This is a genomic window from Streptomyces sp. NPDC037273 (assembly GCF_055603625.1).
The window spans coordinates 772,867-787,962 of the sequence record NZ_JBVJVO010000002.1 but is presented as its reverse complement, the minus strand read 5'-3'; the positions used below and the strand labels follow the sequence as shown (position 1 = coordinate 787,962).

Sequence of the window (15,096 nt, the reverse complement as noted above, 5' to 3'; positions counted from 1 at the left end):
CGGGAGCGGCTACAGCGCGGTGAGGACGCGCGGGCCGTCGTCGGTGATCGCGACCGTGTGCTCGGCGTGGGAGGCGCGGGAGCCGTCCGAGGTGCGGACGGTCCAGCCGTCCCGCGCCGTGTAGTGGTCGTCGGTGCCGCCGCCGATGAGCATCGGCTCGATCGCGAGCACCATGCCGTGCCGGAGCTTCATGCCGCGGCCCGGGCGTCCCTCGTTGGGGACGCCCGGGTCCTCGTGCATGCTCCGGCCGACGCCGTGCCCGCCGAAACCGTCGGGGATGCCGTACCCCGCCTCGCGGCAGACCCGGCCGATGGCGTGCGCGATGTCGCCGATGCGGTTTCCGACGACGGCCGCGGCGATGCCGGCCTCCAGGGCCGCCTCGGCGGCGCCGATGAGCCGGGTGTCCTCCGGCCGGGCCCGGCCGACCGTGAAGCTGACAGCCGCGTCGCCCACCCAGCCGCCGAGGGTCGCCCCGCAGTCCGCGGAGACCAGGTCGCCGTCGGCGAGCCGGGTGTCGCCCGGGATGCCGTGCACGATCGCGTCGTTCACCGAGAGGCAGACGACCGCGGGGAACGGCACCGGCGCCCACTCCGGGTGGTAGTCGAGGAAGGGCGAACCGGCCCCCGCCTCCGCCAGGACCTCCCGGGCGGCCCGGTCGAGCTCGGTCAGCGCGACGCCGGGCGCCGCCTTCTCCCGTACGGCCGCGAGGGCGCGCGCCACGACGCGGCCGGCCTCGCGCATGGCCGCCAGGGATTCGGTCGTCTTGATCTCCACCATGCCAATTACTATACCGGTATTAGAATGGCGGCATGGTGCGCACACCCCTGACCCCCGAAGAGCGCGAGCGCGGCGAGCGGCTCGGCCTCCTGCTCCGCTCCGCGCGCGGCGAACGGTCCATGGTCGAGATCGCCGCGGCCGCCGGGCTCTCCGCCGAGACCCTCCGCAAGATCGAGACGGGCCGGGCCCCGACGCCGGCGTTCTTCACCGTCGCCGCCCTCGCCGGGGTCCTCGACCTCTCCATGGACGAACTCGTGACGCTCTGCACCCCCGCACCCGTCTGACCCGCCGCGGCGACCCGTCAGACGGAGACGGCCAGCTGGACCCGGCTGTGCCGAGGGCGCTCGATCTCGTCCAGGACGGCGAGCGCCAGATCGGCGTGCCCGATGCGGCCCGGCCCCTCGACCACCCGGCCCACCTCGGTCCGGTACCCGCCCGTCCGCTCGGCCTCCGCGTTCAGATCCATCGGCGGGACCACCATCAGCCAGTCGAGCCCGGAACCGACCTCCGTCAGCAGCTCGAACTCGGCCACGTGCCCCTGCGAGAACGCCCGCCACTCCGCCGGGAAGTCCGGCGCGTCCATCGCCCGCACACCCGGCGAGGTCTCCAGGGTCGTGGCGATGCCGAGCGTCACGAGCCGGCCGACGCCCGCCTCGGCGAGCCCGCCGGTCAGCGCCCCGGCCGCCGCCGTGAAGAAGTCCACCGAGGGGACGTCGAGCCGGACCGCCGCGTTCACCGCCGCGTCGTGGCCGGCCGCGAGCGCCGCCACCGACGCCCGGTCCGTCGCGTCACCCCGTACCAGCGAGACCCGCTCGCCCGCCAGATCGCGGTACGCCTCCGGGTCGCGCACCACCGCGGTCACCCGGTGGCCCCGGGCCACCGCCTCCGCGACGGCCGCCCGGCCGACGCGCCCGCCCGCGCCGAAGACGATGATGTTCAGGTCGATGCCGTCGTTCCCGCTGACGTTCCCGCTGACGTTCTTGCCCGTGTCGTTGTTCATGACCGGACCGTAGAACGGGGTCCCCTGGTTACTTCAACGGTACTGGGCTAGCGTCGGCCGCATGATCGATCCGACCCCGCCGCAGCCCCTGGACCCCGGCCTCTTCCACGACCCCGACTGCGGCGGGAGCCCGGCACAGCCCATCCGCGTCGGCGGCAAGTGGACGGCGATGGTGCTGCGCTGCCTCCAGGACGGCACGCCCCGCCGCTTCACCGAACTCCGCGTCCCGCTGCACTGGATCACCCCCAAAGTGCTCACCGAGACCCTCCGGGCCATGGAGCGCGACGGATACCTCACCCGTACCGTCCACGACGAGAACCCGCCCCGCGTCGAGTACGCCCTGACCGCGCTCGGCCGCTCGCTCATCGGGCCGCTCGACACGGCCTGCGACTGGGCCCGCGCGCACGCGCCCGAGATCACCGAGGCCCGTACCGCGTACGAGACGGCAAGCCCGGTGGCGTAACCCCGGATGCGCGGCGCGGCGGGCCGGGCGAGCGTGGACCCGTGCATCCTCGTCAGCGTTCGCGCCCCCAGGTCCTGCTCGCCGCCCTGCTCGGCCCGCTGCTGCTGCTCGGCACGGCCTGCGGGACCGACGAGGCGCCCACCCGGGCGGTCGAAGCGCCCCGGTCCGTCGCGCCCGACAAGTTCCGCCACCCGGGGGTCCTGGTCGGCGGCGCGCAGCTCGCGGCGGTGCGGCGCCACGTCGCCGCGGGGGAGGAGCCCTGGGCCTCCGCGTACGAGGAGATGGGCGAGAGCGAGTACGCCTCCCTCGACTACGTGCCGCACCCCGCCAAGGTCGTCGCCTGCGCCTCCAACGCCGGAACGAACGCCTGCGTCGCCGAACGCGAGGACGCCATCGCCGCCTACACCCACGCCCTCATGTGGTCGGTGTCCGGCGAGGCGGACCACGCCGCCAAGGCCGTCCAGATCATGGACGCCTGGTCGAAGACCGTCAAGGAACACACCCAGGACGACGCCGACCTCCAGACCGCCTGGTCCGGCTCCTCCTGGGCCCGCGCCGCCGAGATCGTGCACGCCGGCTACCCGGCCTGGCGCGGCCCCGAGGTGCAGCGGTTCAAGTGGATGCTGCGCAAGGCCTACCTCCCGGCCGTCACCGCCAAGGTGCCCGACTACAACGGCAACTGGGAACTGGCGATGACCGACGCCGCCATCGGCATGGCCGTCTTCCTGGAGGACCGCACGGTCTTCGAGGACGCCGTACGCCGCTACCGCGCGCGCGTGCCCGCCTACTTCTACCTCTCCTCCGACGGCGCCCTGCCCAAGCCCCCGCCCGGCGGCACCATCGACACCGCCGACGAGCTCGCCACCTACTGGTTCGGCCAGCGCACCTACGCCGACGGACTCGGCCAGGAGACCTGCCGCAACTTCATGCACATCGGCTACTCCCTGGCCGCCACCGCCCACATCGCCGAGACCGCCTGGCACCAGGGCCTCGACCTCTACCGCGAGGAGGCCGACCGGCTGAGCGCGGCCCTGGAGTTCCACGCCCGCTACCAGCTCGGCGCCACCGCCCCCAAGTGGCTCTGCGGCGGCAAGGTCGAGCGGACCATGGGACCCGACGTCGAGGTCGCCCTCAACCACCTCGAAGGCCGCATGGGCATGAAGCTCCCGCAGACCCAGAAGCTCGCCCTCAGCCAGCGCCCCGGCGGCACCGACGACCTCTTCGTCGCCTGGGAGACCCTCACCCACGCCTCCAACCCCACCCCGGCCTGACCGACAGGACACCGCCTAGGCTTCCGGCATGATCTCCGAAGAGCTGCGGCGCGGCCGCTACGTCAGCCTGACCACCTTCCGCAAGGACGGCACCCCGGTCGCCACCCCCGTCTGGTACGCCGTCGACGGCGCCGAGCTGTACGCCTGGACCCGCACCGACTCCTGGAAGGTCAAGCGGCTGCGCAAGGACCCCCGCGTCGAGGTCGCCGTCTGCGACGTGCGCGGCAACGTCCCCGAGGGGGCCGAACGGGTCAGCGGCGTGGGACGCCTCGTGCAGGGCGACGAGCTGCGCCGCATCCGGGGGCTGCTCTCGCGCAAGTACACCTGGCAGTTCTGGCTCACCGACGTCCCGGCCATGATCGCCCGGCGCGGAAAGCGCCCGCACACCGGCATCGTCGTGACGTTCTGAAAACGGTCCGTAGTCGTCCCGTAACACGACTGCGGTCCAATACCCGCGGACCGGAAGGTTCCAGTCGACTGCGGGACGGTGCGTGACACATGACGGTGTATCAACTCCCGGCGGACATCGCCACGTTCACGGCATGGCTGGCGGAGCTCACGCGCCGCATCCCACCGGGCGCCGGCTGGTACGGCGTCTTCGCCGAACGCGACCCCGACGGGCTGCGCGCCTGCTTCGACGGGGCCGAGCTGCTGCCCTGGGACGTCGTCGCCTCCCTCCTCCAGGACGCCGGCGAGCCCGCCGACGGCCCCCGCGCCGACCACGCCCGCGCCCTCCACGCCGCTGCCGCCGCCGCCCACGACCGCCGGCCCGGCGCCGCCGACACCCTCGCCGCCCGCCGCGACCTCATGGAACACGAACGCCGCCAGGCCGCCTCCCGCGCCCGCGACCTCACCACCCGCCTCCGCGCCGCACCGGACCCGGAGACCACCGCCCGCCTGGAGCACGACCTCGCCTGGACCCGCGACGACCTCGCCAGGGCCGCCGCCCGCGTGGCGGAGCTGACGGCGCGGCTCGCCCGGCTGGGGGGAGCCGCCCCTGCTCCGGAGGCCGCCGGGCAGGCCCCGCCGCCGGTGGGCGACGGGAACGCCAGACAGGCCCCGCCGCCCGTGCGCGACGGGAATGCCACACAGGCCCCGCCGCCCGTGCGCGACGGAAACGCCAGACAGGCCTCGCCGCCCGTGCGCGACGGGAACGCCAGACAGGCCTCGCCGCCCGTGCGCGACGGAAACGCCCCGAAGGCCAAGCGGCGCCCGCGCGGCGCGCGGTACGCCTGGCTGGAGGAGAGCGCGGAGGCGCCGGCGGCGACGGTGGCGCCGGTGCTCCCGGTCGGGGGAGCCGCGCTGCGAGGAGCCCGGTTCGGGGGCGCGGCCGGGAGCGACGGGCGGCGGACCGGCGCGCCCGCCGCCACGGCGGCCCCGCTGCCCGACGCCCAGGAGGACGCACGGGCCGCGGCCAACGCGGTGTACGCGCTGCGCAGGCTCCGTGCGCAGGGGCGGAGCGGCGAGGCGCACGCGCTCCTGTGCGAGGCGCTCGGCGGGCCGCCCACCCGGCTGCCCGCGCTCGCGGCGGAACTGGGCCGGGCCGGGCTCGGCGCCGACTGGGCCACCCTGCTCTGGGAGGCGGCCTCGCTGCCGCCCGACCGGCTCGCGGCCGTCGCCGGAGCGCTGGCCGACGCGGGCAGGGCGGCCGACTGCGAGCAGCTGCTGCGGCAGGGCGTGGCCCGCCCCGTCGAGGAGCTGGCGGGCGCCTGCGCCGCGCTGCACGCCGAGGACCACCACCGGGAGGCCCACGCCCTGCTCACCGCCTTCGTCCGGGTCCGCGCCCCCGAGGACGCCGCCCGTCTCGCGGGCGCCGACCCGCGCGGCCTCGTCCCCCAACTCCTCGACGCCGCCCGCGCGGTGTCCGCCTCCCGCGAGCGCGACCTCCTGCACGCCCTGCGCGTGGCGGGCCTGGCGGGGGCCTGAGGTCCGCCCCCGGGGCCGTACGAGCAGAGGCGCGGCGCGCCCGGAGCGCCGCGGCGGCCGTGCGGCCCTTTTCGTGCGTTCGGTACGGGTACGCACGTGTCGGTACGTGTCCGACGTGGACCACTCGGGTATGAAACATGATCGACCCGGCCGCTTCACGGCGGCGGTCTTGCTCCGGGGTGTGACGGGGCTTACGTTCTCCTCCTACGCATCGCGTCTACGTGCGTAGAGGCTCTCTGACGCCGTGCCGAAGGAGCAGCTCATGACCGACGTCGTACGCGCCGCGCTCGTCCAGGCGACCTGGACGGGCGACACCGAATCCATGATCGCGAAACACGAGGAGCACGCCAGGGAGGCCGCCCGGCAGGGCGCGAAGGTGATCGGGTTCCAGGAGGTGTTCAACGCCCCCTACTTCTGCCAGGTCCAGGAGCCCGAGCACTACCGCTGGGCCGAGCCCGTCCCCGACGGCCCCACCGTCTCCCGGATGCGGGAGCTCGCCCGCGAGACCGGGATGGTGATCGTGGTGCCCGTCTTCGAGGTCGAGAGCGAGGGCTTCTACTACAACACCGCCGCCGTCATCGACGCCGACGGCAGCTACCTCGGCAAGTACCGCAAGCACCACATCCCGCAGGTCAAGGGCTTCTGGGAGAAGTACTACTTCCGCCCGGGCAACGCCGGCTGGCCGGTCTTCGACACCGCCGTCGGACGGGTCGGCGTCTACATCTGCTACGACCGGCACTTCCCCGAGGGCTGGCGCCAACTCGGACTCAACGGAGCACAGTTGGTCTACAACCCCTCGGCCACCCACCGCGGCCTCTCCTCCTACCTCTGGCAGCTGGAACAGCCCGCCGCCGCCGTCGCCAACGAGTACTTCGTCGCCGCGATCAACCGCGTCGGCGTCGAGGAGTACGGCGACAACGACTTCTACGGCACCAGCTACTTCGTGGACCCGCGCGGCCGGTTCGTCGGCGACGTCGCCTCCGACAAGGAGGAGGAACTCGTCGTCCGCGACCTGGACTTCGGCCTCATCGAAGAGGTCCGGCAGCAATGGGCGTTCTACCGGGACCGCCGCCCCGACGCGTACGACGGGCTGGTGAAGCCGTGAGCAGCCTCTTCGACCGGCACAAGGCCGTCATCCCCGACTGGGTCGCCCTCTACTACCGCGACCCCATCGAGATCACCCACGGCGAGGGCCGCCACGTCTGGGACGCCGACGGACGCAGGTACCTCGACTTCTTCGGCGGCATCCTCACCACCATGACCGCACACGCCCTGCCCGAGGTCACCAAGGCCGTCAGCGAGCAGGCCGGGCGCATCATCCACTCCTCGACCCTCTACCTCAACCGCCCCATGGTGGAGCTCGCCGAACGGATCGCCGGCCTCTCCGGCATCCCCGACGCCCGCGTCTTCTTCACCACCTCCGGCACCGAGGCCAACGACACGGCGCTCCTGCTCGCCACCGCGTACCGCCGGTCGAACCAGATCCTGGCCATGCGCAACAGCTACCACGGCCGCTCCTTCTCCACCGTCGGCATCACCGGCAACCGCGCCTGGTCGCCCACCGGCCTCTCCCCGCTGCAGACCCTGTACGTGCACGGCGGCGTCCGCACCCGCGGCCCGTACGCCCAGTACACCGACGAGCGGTTCATCGAGGCCTGCGTCGCCGACCTCGAAGACCTCCTCGGCCACACCCGGGACGTCGCCGCGCTCATCGCCGAACCCATCCAGGGCGTCGGCGGCTTCACCTCCCCGCCCGACGGCCTGTACGCCGCCTTCCGCCGCGTCCTCGACCGGCACGGCATCCTCTGGATCGCCGACGAGGTGCAGACCGGCTGGGGCCGCACCGGCGAGCACTTCTGGGGCTGGCAGGCGCACGGCCAGGCAGGGCCGCCCGACATCCTCACCTTCGCCAAGGGCATCGGCAACGGCATGTCCGTCGGCGGCGTCGTCGCCCGCGCCGAGATCATGAACTGTCTCGACGCCAACTCCATCTCGACCTTCGGCGGCTCGCCCGTCACCATGGCCGCCGGGCTCGCCAACCTCGCCTACCTCCTGGAACACGACCTCCAGGGCAACGCCCGGCGCGTCGGCGGCCTCCTCATCGAACGCGTCCGCGCCGCCTGCGCCGGCGTCCCCGCCGTCCGCGAGGTCCGCGGCCGCGGCCTCATGATCGGCATCGAACTCACCGAGCCCGGCACCGAACAGGCCAACCCGGACGCCGCCGCCGCGGTCCTCGAAGCCGCCCGCGAAGGCGGCCTCCTCATCGGCAAGGGCGGCGGACACAACACCAGCACCCTGCGCATCGCCCCGCCGCTCTCGCTCACCGTCTCCGAGGCCGAGGAAGGCGCGGCCATCCTCGAACAGGCCCTACGCACCCTCTAGTTGGCAGGGGAGAAGTCCCGTGAGCACCCGTACCCTCATCCGGGGCGGTCTCGTCGTGACCGCCGCCGACGAAGTCCACGCCGACGTGCTGATCGAGGACGGCCGCGTCGCCGCCCTCGCCGCCCACGGCTCGGACGCGGCGGCGGTCTGGACCGCCGACCGGACCATCGACGCCACCGACCGCTACGTCCTGCCCGGTGGCGTCGACGCCCACACCCACATGGAACTGCCCTTCGGCGGCACCTCCGCCTCCGACACCTTCGAGACCGGCACCCGCGCCGCCGCCTGGGGCGGCACCACCACCATCGTCGACTTCGCCGTCCAGACCGTCGGCCACAGCCTCCGCGAAGGCCTCGACACCTGGTACGCCAAAGCCGACGGCAACTGCGCCATCGACTACGCCTTCCACATGATCCTCTCCGACGTCAACGAGCACACGCTCAAGGAGATGGACAAACTCGTCCAGGAAGGCGTCACCTCCTTCAAGCTGTTCATGGCCTACCCCGGCGTCTTCTACAGCGACGACGGCCGGATCCTGCGCGCCATGCAGCGCTCCGCCGGCAACGGCGGACTGATCATGATGCACGCCGAGAACGGCATCGCCATCGACGTCCTCGTCGAACAGGCCCTGGCCCGCGGCGAGGCGGACCCCCGCTACCACGGCGAGGTCCGCAAGGCACTCCTCGAAGCCGAGGCCACCCACCGCGCGATCCAGCTGTCCCGGGTCGCCGGCTCGCCGCTCTACGTCGTCCACGTCTCCGCCCAGGAGGCCGTCGCCGAGATCGCCGCCGCCCGCGACAAGGGCCTCCCGGTCTTCGGCGAGACCTGTCCGCAGTACCTCTTCCTCTCCACCGACAACCTCGCGGAACCGGGCTTCGAAGGCGCCAAGTACGTGTGCAGCACGCCCCTGAGGCCCAAGGAGCACCAGGCCGCGCTCTGGCGCGGGCTGCGCACCAACGACCTCCAGGTGGTCTCCACCGACCACTGCCCCTTCTGCTTCACCGGGCAGAAGGACCTCGGCCGCGGCGACTTCTCGAAGATCCCCAACGGCCTGCCCGGCGTGGAGAACCGCATGGACCTCCTCCACCAGGCCGTCGTCGAAGGCCACATCTCCCGCCGCCGCTGGATCGAGATCGCCTGCGCCACCCCGGCCCGGATGTTCGGCCTCTACCCGCAGAAGGGGACGATCGCGCCCGGCTCCGACGCCGACGTCGTCATCTACGACCCGAACGCCCGCCAGACCCTCTCCGCGGCCACCCACCACATGAACGTCGACTACTCGGCGTACGAGGGCAAGGCGATCAGCGGACAGGTCGAGACGGTCCTCTCGCGCGGCGAACTCGTCATCGACCAGCGGAAGTTCACCGGCCGCGCCGGACACGGCGTCTTCACCCCCCGCTCCACCTGTCAGTACCTGAACTAGGAGAACGACGTTGGACTTCGGACTCGTCCTGCAGACCGACCCGCCCGCCTCGGAGGTCGTCGGGCTGATGCGCCGGGCGGAACGCAACGGCTTCCGCTACGGCTGGACCTTCGACTCCGCCGTGCTCTGGCAGGAACCCTTCGTCATCTACAGCCAGATCCTCGAGCACACGACGAAGCTCCACGTCGGCCCGATGGTGACGAATCCGGGGACGAGGACGTGGGAGGTCACCGCCTCCACCTTCGCCACCCTCAACGACATGTACGGCAACCGGACCGTCTGCGGCATCGGCCGCGGCGACTCCGCCATGCGCGTCGCCGGCCGCAAGCCCAACACGCTCGCCCGCCTCGGCGAGGCCATCGAGGTCATCCGCGACCTCGCCGAGGGCCGCGAGGCGCAGGTCGACGGCAACGCGATCCGCATCCCCTGGATCAAGAACGGCAAGCTGCCGGTCTGGATGGCCGCGTACGGCCCCAGGGCCCTCGCCCTCGCCGGCCAGAAGGCCGACGGCTTCATCCTCCAGCTCGCCGACCCCTTCCTCACCGAATGGATGGTCAAGGCGGTTCGGGAGGCGGCGCGGGAGGCCGGCCGCGACCCCGACGCCCTCACCATCTGTGTCGCCGCCCCGGCGTACGTCACGGCGGACGACTCCCCGGAGGCGTTGGCCCACGCCCGCGACCAGTGCCGCTGGTTCGGCGGCATGGTCGGCAACCACGTCGCCGACCTGGTCTCCAAGTACGGCGAGCACTCCGGCATGGTGCCGGAGGAGCTCACCGCGTACATCAAGGACCGGCAGGGCTACGACTACTCCCACCACGGCCGCGCCGACAACCCCGACACCGTCTTCGTCCCCGACGAGATCGTCGACCGCTTCTGTCTCCTCGGCCCCGCCGCCGCCCACATCGAGAAGCTGCGGCACCTCAGGGACCTGGGCGTCGACCAGTTCGCCGTCTACGACATGCACGACAACCGCGAAGGCACCATCGACGCCTACGGCAGCGACATCATTCCCGCGCTGCGCTGACGAAGCCATTCGGTGACCGCCCTATACTTCCGTGGCTCGACAGCTTCTGCGTTGTCGAGCCGCAGAGGGGTACGGGGGCGTGATGGAGCTGCGGGACATCGAGATCTTTCTGGTTCTGGCCGAGGAGTTGCACTTCGGCCGGACCGCCGAGCGGCTTCTGGTCTCCCAGGCACGGGTCAGCCAGGCCATCAAGAAGCAGGAACGGCGTATCGGCGCCGCGCTGTTCGAGCGCACCAGCCGCACCGTGCGCCTGACCAACGTCGGACGCCAGCTGCGCGACGACCTGCAGCCGGTCTACGCGGGGCTGCACGAGTCCCTGGAACGCGCCCGGCTGGCCGCTCGCGGTGTCACCGGCAGGCTCCGCGTCGGCATGATGCCGTTCAACGTCGTCGACCTGCACCCCTATTGGAAGGCCTTCCGTTCGCGGTATGCGCACTGGGAGCTGGAGATACGCCAGCTGGCGCTCGACGATCCGTTCGGCCGGCTCCGTGACGACGACATCGACGTCCTCGTCACCTGGCTGCCCGTGGAGGAACCGGATCTCACCGTCGGCCCGGTCCTGTTCACGGACCCCCGAGTCCTCGCCGTGGCCGCCGACCATGAGCTCTCCAGGCGAACGTCGGTGCGGCTGGAGATGTTCGCCGACTTCCAGCACGCCGTCGCACCTGGCATGCCGGATTACTGGGAGGACAGCTACCTGCCCTTCCGTACCTCCCAGGGCCGGCAGATCGAGCGTGGGCGTCAGGTGACCAACCCGGAGGATCTGATCAACAAGGTCGGCATGGGCGAGATCATCCACGGCTTTCCCAGTCACGTCACCCGGCACTGGGGCATGCCGAACATCCGCTGGCTCCCCGTCACGGACCTGCCGGCCCTGTCCTTCGCTCTGGTCTGGCGCACCGAGGCGGAGAACGAGCTGATCGGCGCTCTCGCCGGCACGGTCCGCGAGTTGGGCGCGAAGGGGTTCTGACGCGCCACCACGTCTCGGAGCCGTGGATGCTCGACGTCGCATCGGCTGACGCGTCCATCACCGCTCCCGCGCTCCGATAACCGTCGGGTTATCAATCGACGAACACATCCTGTGTTGATCCGGACACGGCTCTCACGGGAGGCTCGGGGTACCGGAGCAGGCCGCTCGTCCCCCTTCCCACGATGTCCCGCTCCGTCAGGCGTGGCTTCCCGCTGACGGTTCCTGAAGGAACCGGTCATGGCTCATCGGAACCAGGAGTCAGACAGACGTGAGAGACAGGTTCGACATGACGGTGACGTACGCGATGCACGACGCATTGAGAAGAGAGTTGCACTGCCTAGCCCGAGTCACCGCCCATGTCGATCCCGATCCCCGCAAGGTCCTGCGCACTGCCGCGGGCTGGCACCTGTTCCGGACGGCATTGCGGGCGCACCAGACCGCCGAGGACGACGTGCTGTGGCCCTCCCTGCGTCGGGCTCTGTGCGGTCGGCCCCTCTTCTTGGCGCGACTGGAGGCGATCGAGGCCGAGCACGCCGCGCTCGCCGGACTGCTTGAGGTGATCGACCAGTCGCTGGCCGGCCCCGATATCGGCCTCGATCTCTTCGGGGAGCTCACCGGCTCGCTGGTCACCGGTCTGCGCGGACATCTCTGCCACGAGGAGGAGACCGTGCTCCCGGTGGTCCAGGTCACCCTGAGCGGGGAGCAGTGGGAGCGTTTCGAGCGCGTCCACGCCCAGCTGATCGAGGCTGACGCGGCACGCATCCTGCCCTGGCTCCTGGAAGGCGCCGCTGAACGGACCGTGGCCGCCGTTCTGGCGCGGCTCCTGCCCGAGTCCGCACACGATGCGTACACGAATCAATGGCAGCCCGCCTACGCGGTGCTCGACCGGTGGGGTATCGGGGGCACTCCGGCCGGTGTACGGCCCTGACGGACCTTCCGGCCGGCGCACCGGCATGGACCGCCGCCCGGCCTCGAAGTCGAGTTCAAAATCAAGGAGTTCCCATGTGTAGACGCTTCGACGTCGTCGTACTCGGAGCCGGCCCCGGCGGCTACGTCGCCGCCATCCGCGCCGCCCAGCTGGGCAAGCGGGTCGCGGTCGTCGAGGAGAAGTACTGGGGCGGTGTCTGCCTGAACGTCGGCTGCATCCCCACCAAGGCGCTGCTGCGCAACGCCGAACTCGCCCACATCTTCAACCACGAGGCCAAGACCTTCGGCATCAAGGTCGACGGCACCGTCTCCTTCGACTACGGCGAGGCCTTCCGCCGCAGCCGCACGGTCGCGGACGGCCGGGTCAAGGGCGTCCACTTCCTCATGAAGAAGAACGGCATCACGGAGTTCCAGGGACGGGGCACGTTCCTCGACGCGAACACCCTTCAGATCACGGAGGCGGACGGCACCATCCGCACCGTGTCCTTCGACAACTGCGTCATCGCCACCGGCGCCACCCCCCGACTGCTCCCCGGCACCGCCCTGAGCGACCGCGTCGTCTCGTACGAGCAGCAGATCCTGGCGGAGGACGCGCCGAAGTCGATCGTCATCGCCGGCGCCGGTGCGATCGGCATCGAGTTCGCCTACGTGCTGAACAACTACGGCACCAAGGTCACGATCGTCGAGTTCCTCGACCGCATCGCCCCGCTGGAGGACGAAGAGGTCTCGAAGGAGCTGGCGAAGCAGTACCGCAAGCTCGGCATCGACGTCCTCACCTCGACCCGCGTGGAGGCCATCGACGAGTCCGGCCCGCAGGTCCGCGTCACGGTCACCGGCAAGGACGGCGTGCAGAAGGTCCTGGAGGCCGACAAGGTCCTGCAGGCCATCGGTTTCGCCCCGAACGTCACCGGCTACGGCCTTGAGGCCACCGGCGTCGCGCTCACCGAGCGCGGTGCGATCGACGTCGACGGCCGCTGCCGCACCTCGGTGCCGCACATCTACGCCATCGGCGACGTCACCGCGAAGCTGATGCTCGCGCACACCGCCGAGGCCATGGGCGTCATCGCGGCCGAGACCATCGGGGACGCCGAGACGATGGAGCTCGACTACCCCATGATCCCGCGCGCGACGTACTGCCAGCCGCAGATCGCCAGCTTCGGCTGGACCGAGGCGCAGGCCCGCGAGAAGGGCTTCGACGTCAAGGTCGCCAAGTTCCCGTTCGTCGCGAACGGCAAGGCGCACGGTCTGGGCGACGCCACCGGCTTCGTCAAGATCATCGCCGACGGCACCCACGGCGAGATCATCGGCGCCCACCTGATCGGCCCGGACGTCACCGAGCTGCTGCCCGAGCTGACCCTGGCCCAGCAGTGGGACCTCACCGTCCACGAGGTCGCCCGGAACGTCCACGCCCACCCGACGCTGGGCGAGGCCGTGAAGGAAGCGATCCACGGCATCGCCGGACACATGATCAACCTCTGAGTCGAACCCCCGCGCGCACCGCGCGGATTCGAAGCGCGTCACCATCCAACAAGCGAGACGTAACGTCTCGCTCTTCGAGGCAGGAGTGTCATGAAGGTTCTGCTCACCGGTGCCACCGGCTACATAGGCTCCGTCGTCACCGACCATCTCGCCGCCGCCGGCCACCGGATCGTCGCGCTCACCCGGGGTGCCGAGCCGCAGCCAGGCCGGGCCTGGCACGCCCAGCTGGTCGGCGACACCACCGACCCGGCCTCGCTCGCCGATGCGGTGACCCCCGACATCGAGGCCGTGATCCACCTGGCCCCGCCGAGCGGCGACGCCGCCACCGACACCGCCGTCATCGAGGCGCTCGCCACTCCGCTGCGTGGCACCGGCCGCCCCTTCGTCTACACGAGCGGCGTCTGGGTCCTCGGTGCCACCGGCGACGCCCAGGAGGTCGGCGAGGAGACACCGGTCAACCCGGTCGACCTCGTCGGCTACCGCCCGCGGATCGAGCGGCGGGTGCTGGCCGAGGCCGCCGAAGGCGTGCGCGCGGTCGTCGTCCGGCCCGGCATCGTGTACGGCCGCGGCGGCGGCATCCCCGCCATCCTGGTCGACCGGGCCCGCCTGCGGGGGGTGCCCGAGTACTACGGCGAGGAGGGCGTGCGCTGGCCGACCGTGCATGTGGACGACCTGGCCGAGCTGTTCGTGGCCGCCGTCGAGCGGGCCGAGGCCGGCACCGTCTGGCACGGCGTCGGCGAGTCGGCCATCCCGGTCCGTGACCTCGCCCGCGCCGCCGGCCGCGCGGCCGGCGTGCTCGCCGCCCCGCGGGCGGTGCCGGTGGAACAGGCCGCCGAGCTCTTCGGCCCGCTCTTCGCGGACGCGCTCGCCCTCGACCAGAGCGTCAGCGGCGCCGCCGCCCGCGGCGCCCTCGGCTGGCAGCCGGGGCGACCGGGCGTGGTGGCCGAGCTGGTGTCGGGCTCGTACCGACCCGTCGAGGTGTTCGGCGCCCCCGAAGGGCTGGAGACCGCCACCGAGGTGACCGCCATACGCCGTCTCGTGGCGGAGGTCGAGCACGCGCAGCAGAACGAGCTGGTCGACCGGTTCCTGAGCGTCTTCCGCCGGGAGGACCCGGTGTGGACCACCGGCCATGGCAAGCGGCTCTCGGGCTTCGAGGAGATCGCGGCCTTCACCCGGAAGGTGCTCCCCGGTGCGATGGCCGAGTTCACCGCCGTCTACGACGTCGAGCGCGTGCTGTTCCTGCGCCCGGACGTCGCCGCGGTGAACGTCCGCCAGCAGCCGGTCCGACGCGACGGCACCCGGATCGCCGACCGGCCCGAGGGCCGCCCGTTCTACATCCTGGTCAAGGAGAACGGCGCCTGGCGTGTCGGCGCCGCCCAGAACACCGTCGCGGTCGACTGACGGGCACTGGGCATCGCGGATCGCCGCGGGACCCACGACATCGTCAGTCACGC

15 protein-coding genes are annotated in these 15,096 nt (G+C 71.9%); 13 read left to right on the top strand and 2 right to left on the bottom strand.

Going from position 1 to position 15,096, the window contains the following annotated elements:
- Nucleotides 1–9: 9 nt before the first annotated feature.
- Complete coding sequence (gene map, locus ACZ7G1_RS08780; RefSeq protein ID WP_470873427.1) at nucleotides 10–777, bottom strand: type I methionyl aminopeptidase; 768 nt, start codon at nucleotides 775–777, stop codon at nucleotides 10–12.
- A 32-nt stretch (nucleotides 778–809) separates the two neighbouring features.
- Between map and ACZ7G1_RS08775 the strand changes: the two genes are divergently transcribed.
- Complete coding sequence (locus tag ACZ7G1_RS08775; protein WP_470873428.1) at nucleotides 810–1,061, top strand: helix-turn-helix domain-containing protein; 252 nt, start codon at nucleotides 810–812, stop codon at nucleotides 1,059–1,061.
- Nucleotides 1,062–1,078: 17 nt separating this feature from the next.
- On the opposite strand, the gene ACZ7G1_RS08770 is transcribed toward ACZ7G1_RS08775, so the two are convergent.
- On the bottom strand, nucleotides 1,079–1,777 hold the full coding sequence (locus ACZ7G1_RS08770) for an NAD(P)-dependent oxidoreductase (protein ID WP_470873430.1): 699 nt from the start codon (nucleotides 1,775–1,777) through the stop codon (nucleotides 1,079–1,081).
- A gap of 61 nt (nucleotides 1,778–1,838) precedes the next feature.
- Between ACZ7G1_RS08770 and ACZ7G1_RS08765 the strand changes: the two genes are divergently transcribed.
- The 12 genes from ACZ7G1_RS08765 to ACZ7G1_RS08710 all read left to right on the top strand — a co-directional run bounded on the left by ACZ7G1_RS08765 (nucleotide 1,839) and on the right by ACZ7G1_RS08710 (nucleotide 15,043).
- Nucleotides 1,839–2,240: a winged helix-turn-helix transcriptional regulator gene (locus tag ACZ7G1_RS08765; RefSeq protein WP_470873432.1), complete on the top strand. Its 402-nt coding sequence runs from the start codon at nucleotides 1,839–1,841 to the stop codon at nucleotides 2,238–2,240.
- A gap of 41 nt (nucleotides 2,241–2,281) precedes the next feature.
- Entirely contained in the window at nucleotides 2,282–3,511 is a 1,230-nt protein-coding gene (locus ACZ7G1_RS08760; RefSeq protein ID WP_470873434.1) for an alginate lyase family protein, read from the top strand.
- 28 nt (nucleotides 3,512–3,539) lie between these two features.
- Nucleotides 3,540–3,920 (top strand): PPOX class F420-dependent oxidoreductase, encoded by a 381-nt coding sequence (locus ACZ7G1_RS08755; RefSeq protein ID WP_470873435.1) that lies wholly within the window; start codon nucleotides 3,540–3,542, stop codon nucleotides 3,918–3,920.
- An 89-nt stretch (nucleotides 3,921–4,009) separates the two neighbouring features.
- Entirely contained in the window at nucleotides 4,010–5,437 is a 1,428-nt protein-coding gene (locus ACZ7G1_RS08750; protein WP_470873437.1) for a UL36 very large tegument protein, read from the top strand.
- A gap of 262 nt (nucleotides 5,438–5,699) precedes the next feature.
- On the top strand, nucleotides 5,700–6,542 hold the full coding sequence (locus ACZ7G1_RS08745) for a nitrilase-related carbon-nitrogen hydrolase (protein WP_470873438.1): 843 nt from the start codon (nucleotides 5,700–5,702) through the stop codon (nucleotides 6,540–6,542).
- Complete coding sequence (locus ACZ7G1_RS08740; protein ID WP_470873440.1) at nucleotides 6,539–7,819, top strand: aspartate aminotransferase family protein; 1,281 nt, start codon at nucleotides 6,539–6,541, stop codon at nucleotides 7,817–7,819. Before ACZ7G1_RS08745 ends, ACZ7G1_RS08740 begins: the two co-directional genes overlap by 4 nt.
- A gap of 19 nt (nucleotides 7,820–7,838) precedes the next feature.
- The gene (gene hydA / locus ACZ7G1_RS08735; RefSeq protein WP_470873441.1) at nucleotides 7,839–9,242 is read left to right on the top strand and encodes a dihydropyrimidinase; all 1,404 of its coding nucleotides are present in this window, start codon (nucleotides 7,839–7,841) and stop codon (nucleotides 9,240–9,242) included.
- 10 nt (nucleotides 9,243–9,252) lie between these two features.
- Nucleotides 9,253–10,266 carry a TIGR03842 family LLM class F420-dependent oxidoreductase gene (locus ACZ7G1_RS08730; protein WP_470873443.1) on the top strand — a complete coding sequence of 338 codons (1,014 nt, stop codon included), beginning with the start codon at nucleotides 9,253–9,255 and terminating at the stop codon, nucleotides 10,264–10,266.
- Between the two features lie 82 nt (nucleotides 10,267–10,348).
- Nucleotides 10,349–11,236 carry a LysR family transcriptional regulator gene (locus tag ACZ7G1_RS08725; protein ID WP_470873899.1) on the top strand — a complete coding sequence of 296 codons (888 nt, stop codon included), beginning with the start codon at nucleotides 10,349–10,351 and terminating at the stop codon, nucleotides 11,234–11,236.
- A gap of 268 nt (nucleotides 11,237–11,504) precedes the next feature.
- On the top strand, nucleotides 11,505–12,164 hold the full coding sequence (locus tag ACZ7G1_RS08720; protein WP_470873445.1) for a hemerythrin domain-containing protein: 660 nt from the start codon (nucleotides 11,505–11,507) through the stop codon (nucleotides 12,162–12,164).
- A 74-nt stretch (nucleotides 12,165–12,238) separates the two neighbouring features.
- On the top strand, nucleotides 12,239–13,642 hold the full coding sequence (lpdA, locus tag ACZ7G1_RS08715; protein WP_470873446.1) for a dihydrolipoyl dehydrogenase: 1,404 nt from the start codon (nucleotides 12,239–12,241) through the stop codon (nucleotides 13,640–13,642).
- 90 nt (nucleotides 13,643–13,732) lie between these two features.
- A complete protein-coding gene (locus ACZ7G1_RS08710) occupies nucleotides 13,733–15,043 on the top strand; it encodes an SgcJ/EcaC family oxidoreductase (RefSeq protein ID WP_470873448.1) in 1,311 nt (436 codons plus the stop codon).
- Nucleotides 15,044–15,096 lie beyond the last annotated feature (53 nt).

Bases quoted from the DNA above. Each gene is read 5' to 3' on its own strand.
- map (WP_470873427.1), bottom strand. From the start codon at position 777: ATGGTGGAGATCAAGACGACCGAATCCCTGGCGGCCATGCGCGAGGCC.
- ACZ7G1_RS08775 (WP_470873428.1), top strand. From the start codon at position 810: ATGGTGCGCACACCCCTGACCCCCGAAGAGCGCGAGCGCGGCGAGCGG.
- ACZ7G1_RS08770 (WP_470873430.1), bottom strand. From the start codon at position 1,777: ATGAACAACGACACGGGCAAGAACGTCAGCGGGAACGTCAGCGGGAAC.
- ACZ7G1_RS08765 (WP_470873432.1), top strand. From the start codon at position 1,839: ATGATCGATCCGACCCCGCCGCAGCCCCTGGACCCCGGCCTCTTCCAC.
- ACZ7G1_RS08755 (WP_470873435.1), top strand. From the start codon at position 3,540: ATGATCTCCGAAGAGCTGCGGCGCGGCCGCTACGTCAGCCTGACCACC.
- ACZ7G1_RS08750 (WP_470873437.1), top strand. From the start codon at position 4,010: ATGACGGTGTATCAACTCCCGGCGGACATCGCCACGTTCACGGCATGG.
- ACZ7G1_RS08745 (WP_470873438.1), top strand. From the start codon at position 5,700: ATGACCGACGTCGTACGCGCCGCGCTCGTCCAGGCGACCTGGACGGGC.
- ACZ7G1_RS08725 (WP_470873899.1), top strand. From the start codon at position 10,349: ATGGAGCTGCGGGACATCGAGATCTTTCTGGTTCTGGCCGAGGAGTTG.
- lpdA (WP_470873446.1), top strand. From the start codon at position 12,239: ATGTGTAGACGCTTCGACGTCGTCGTACTCGGAGCCGGCCCCGGCGGC.
- ACZ7G1_RS08710 (WP_470873448.1), top strand. From the start codon at position 13,733: ATGAAGGTTCTGCTCACCGGTGCCACCGGCTACATAGGCTCCGTCGTC.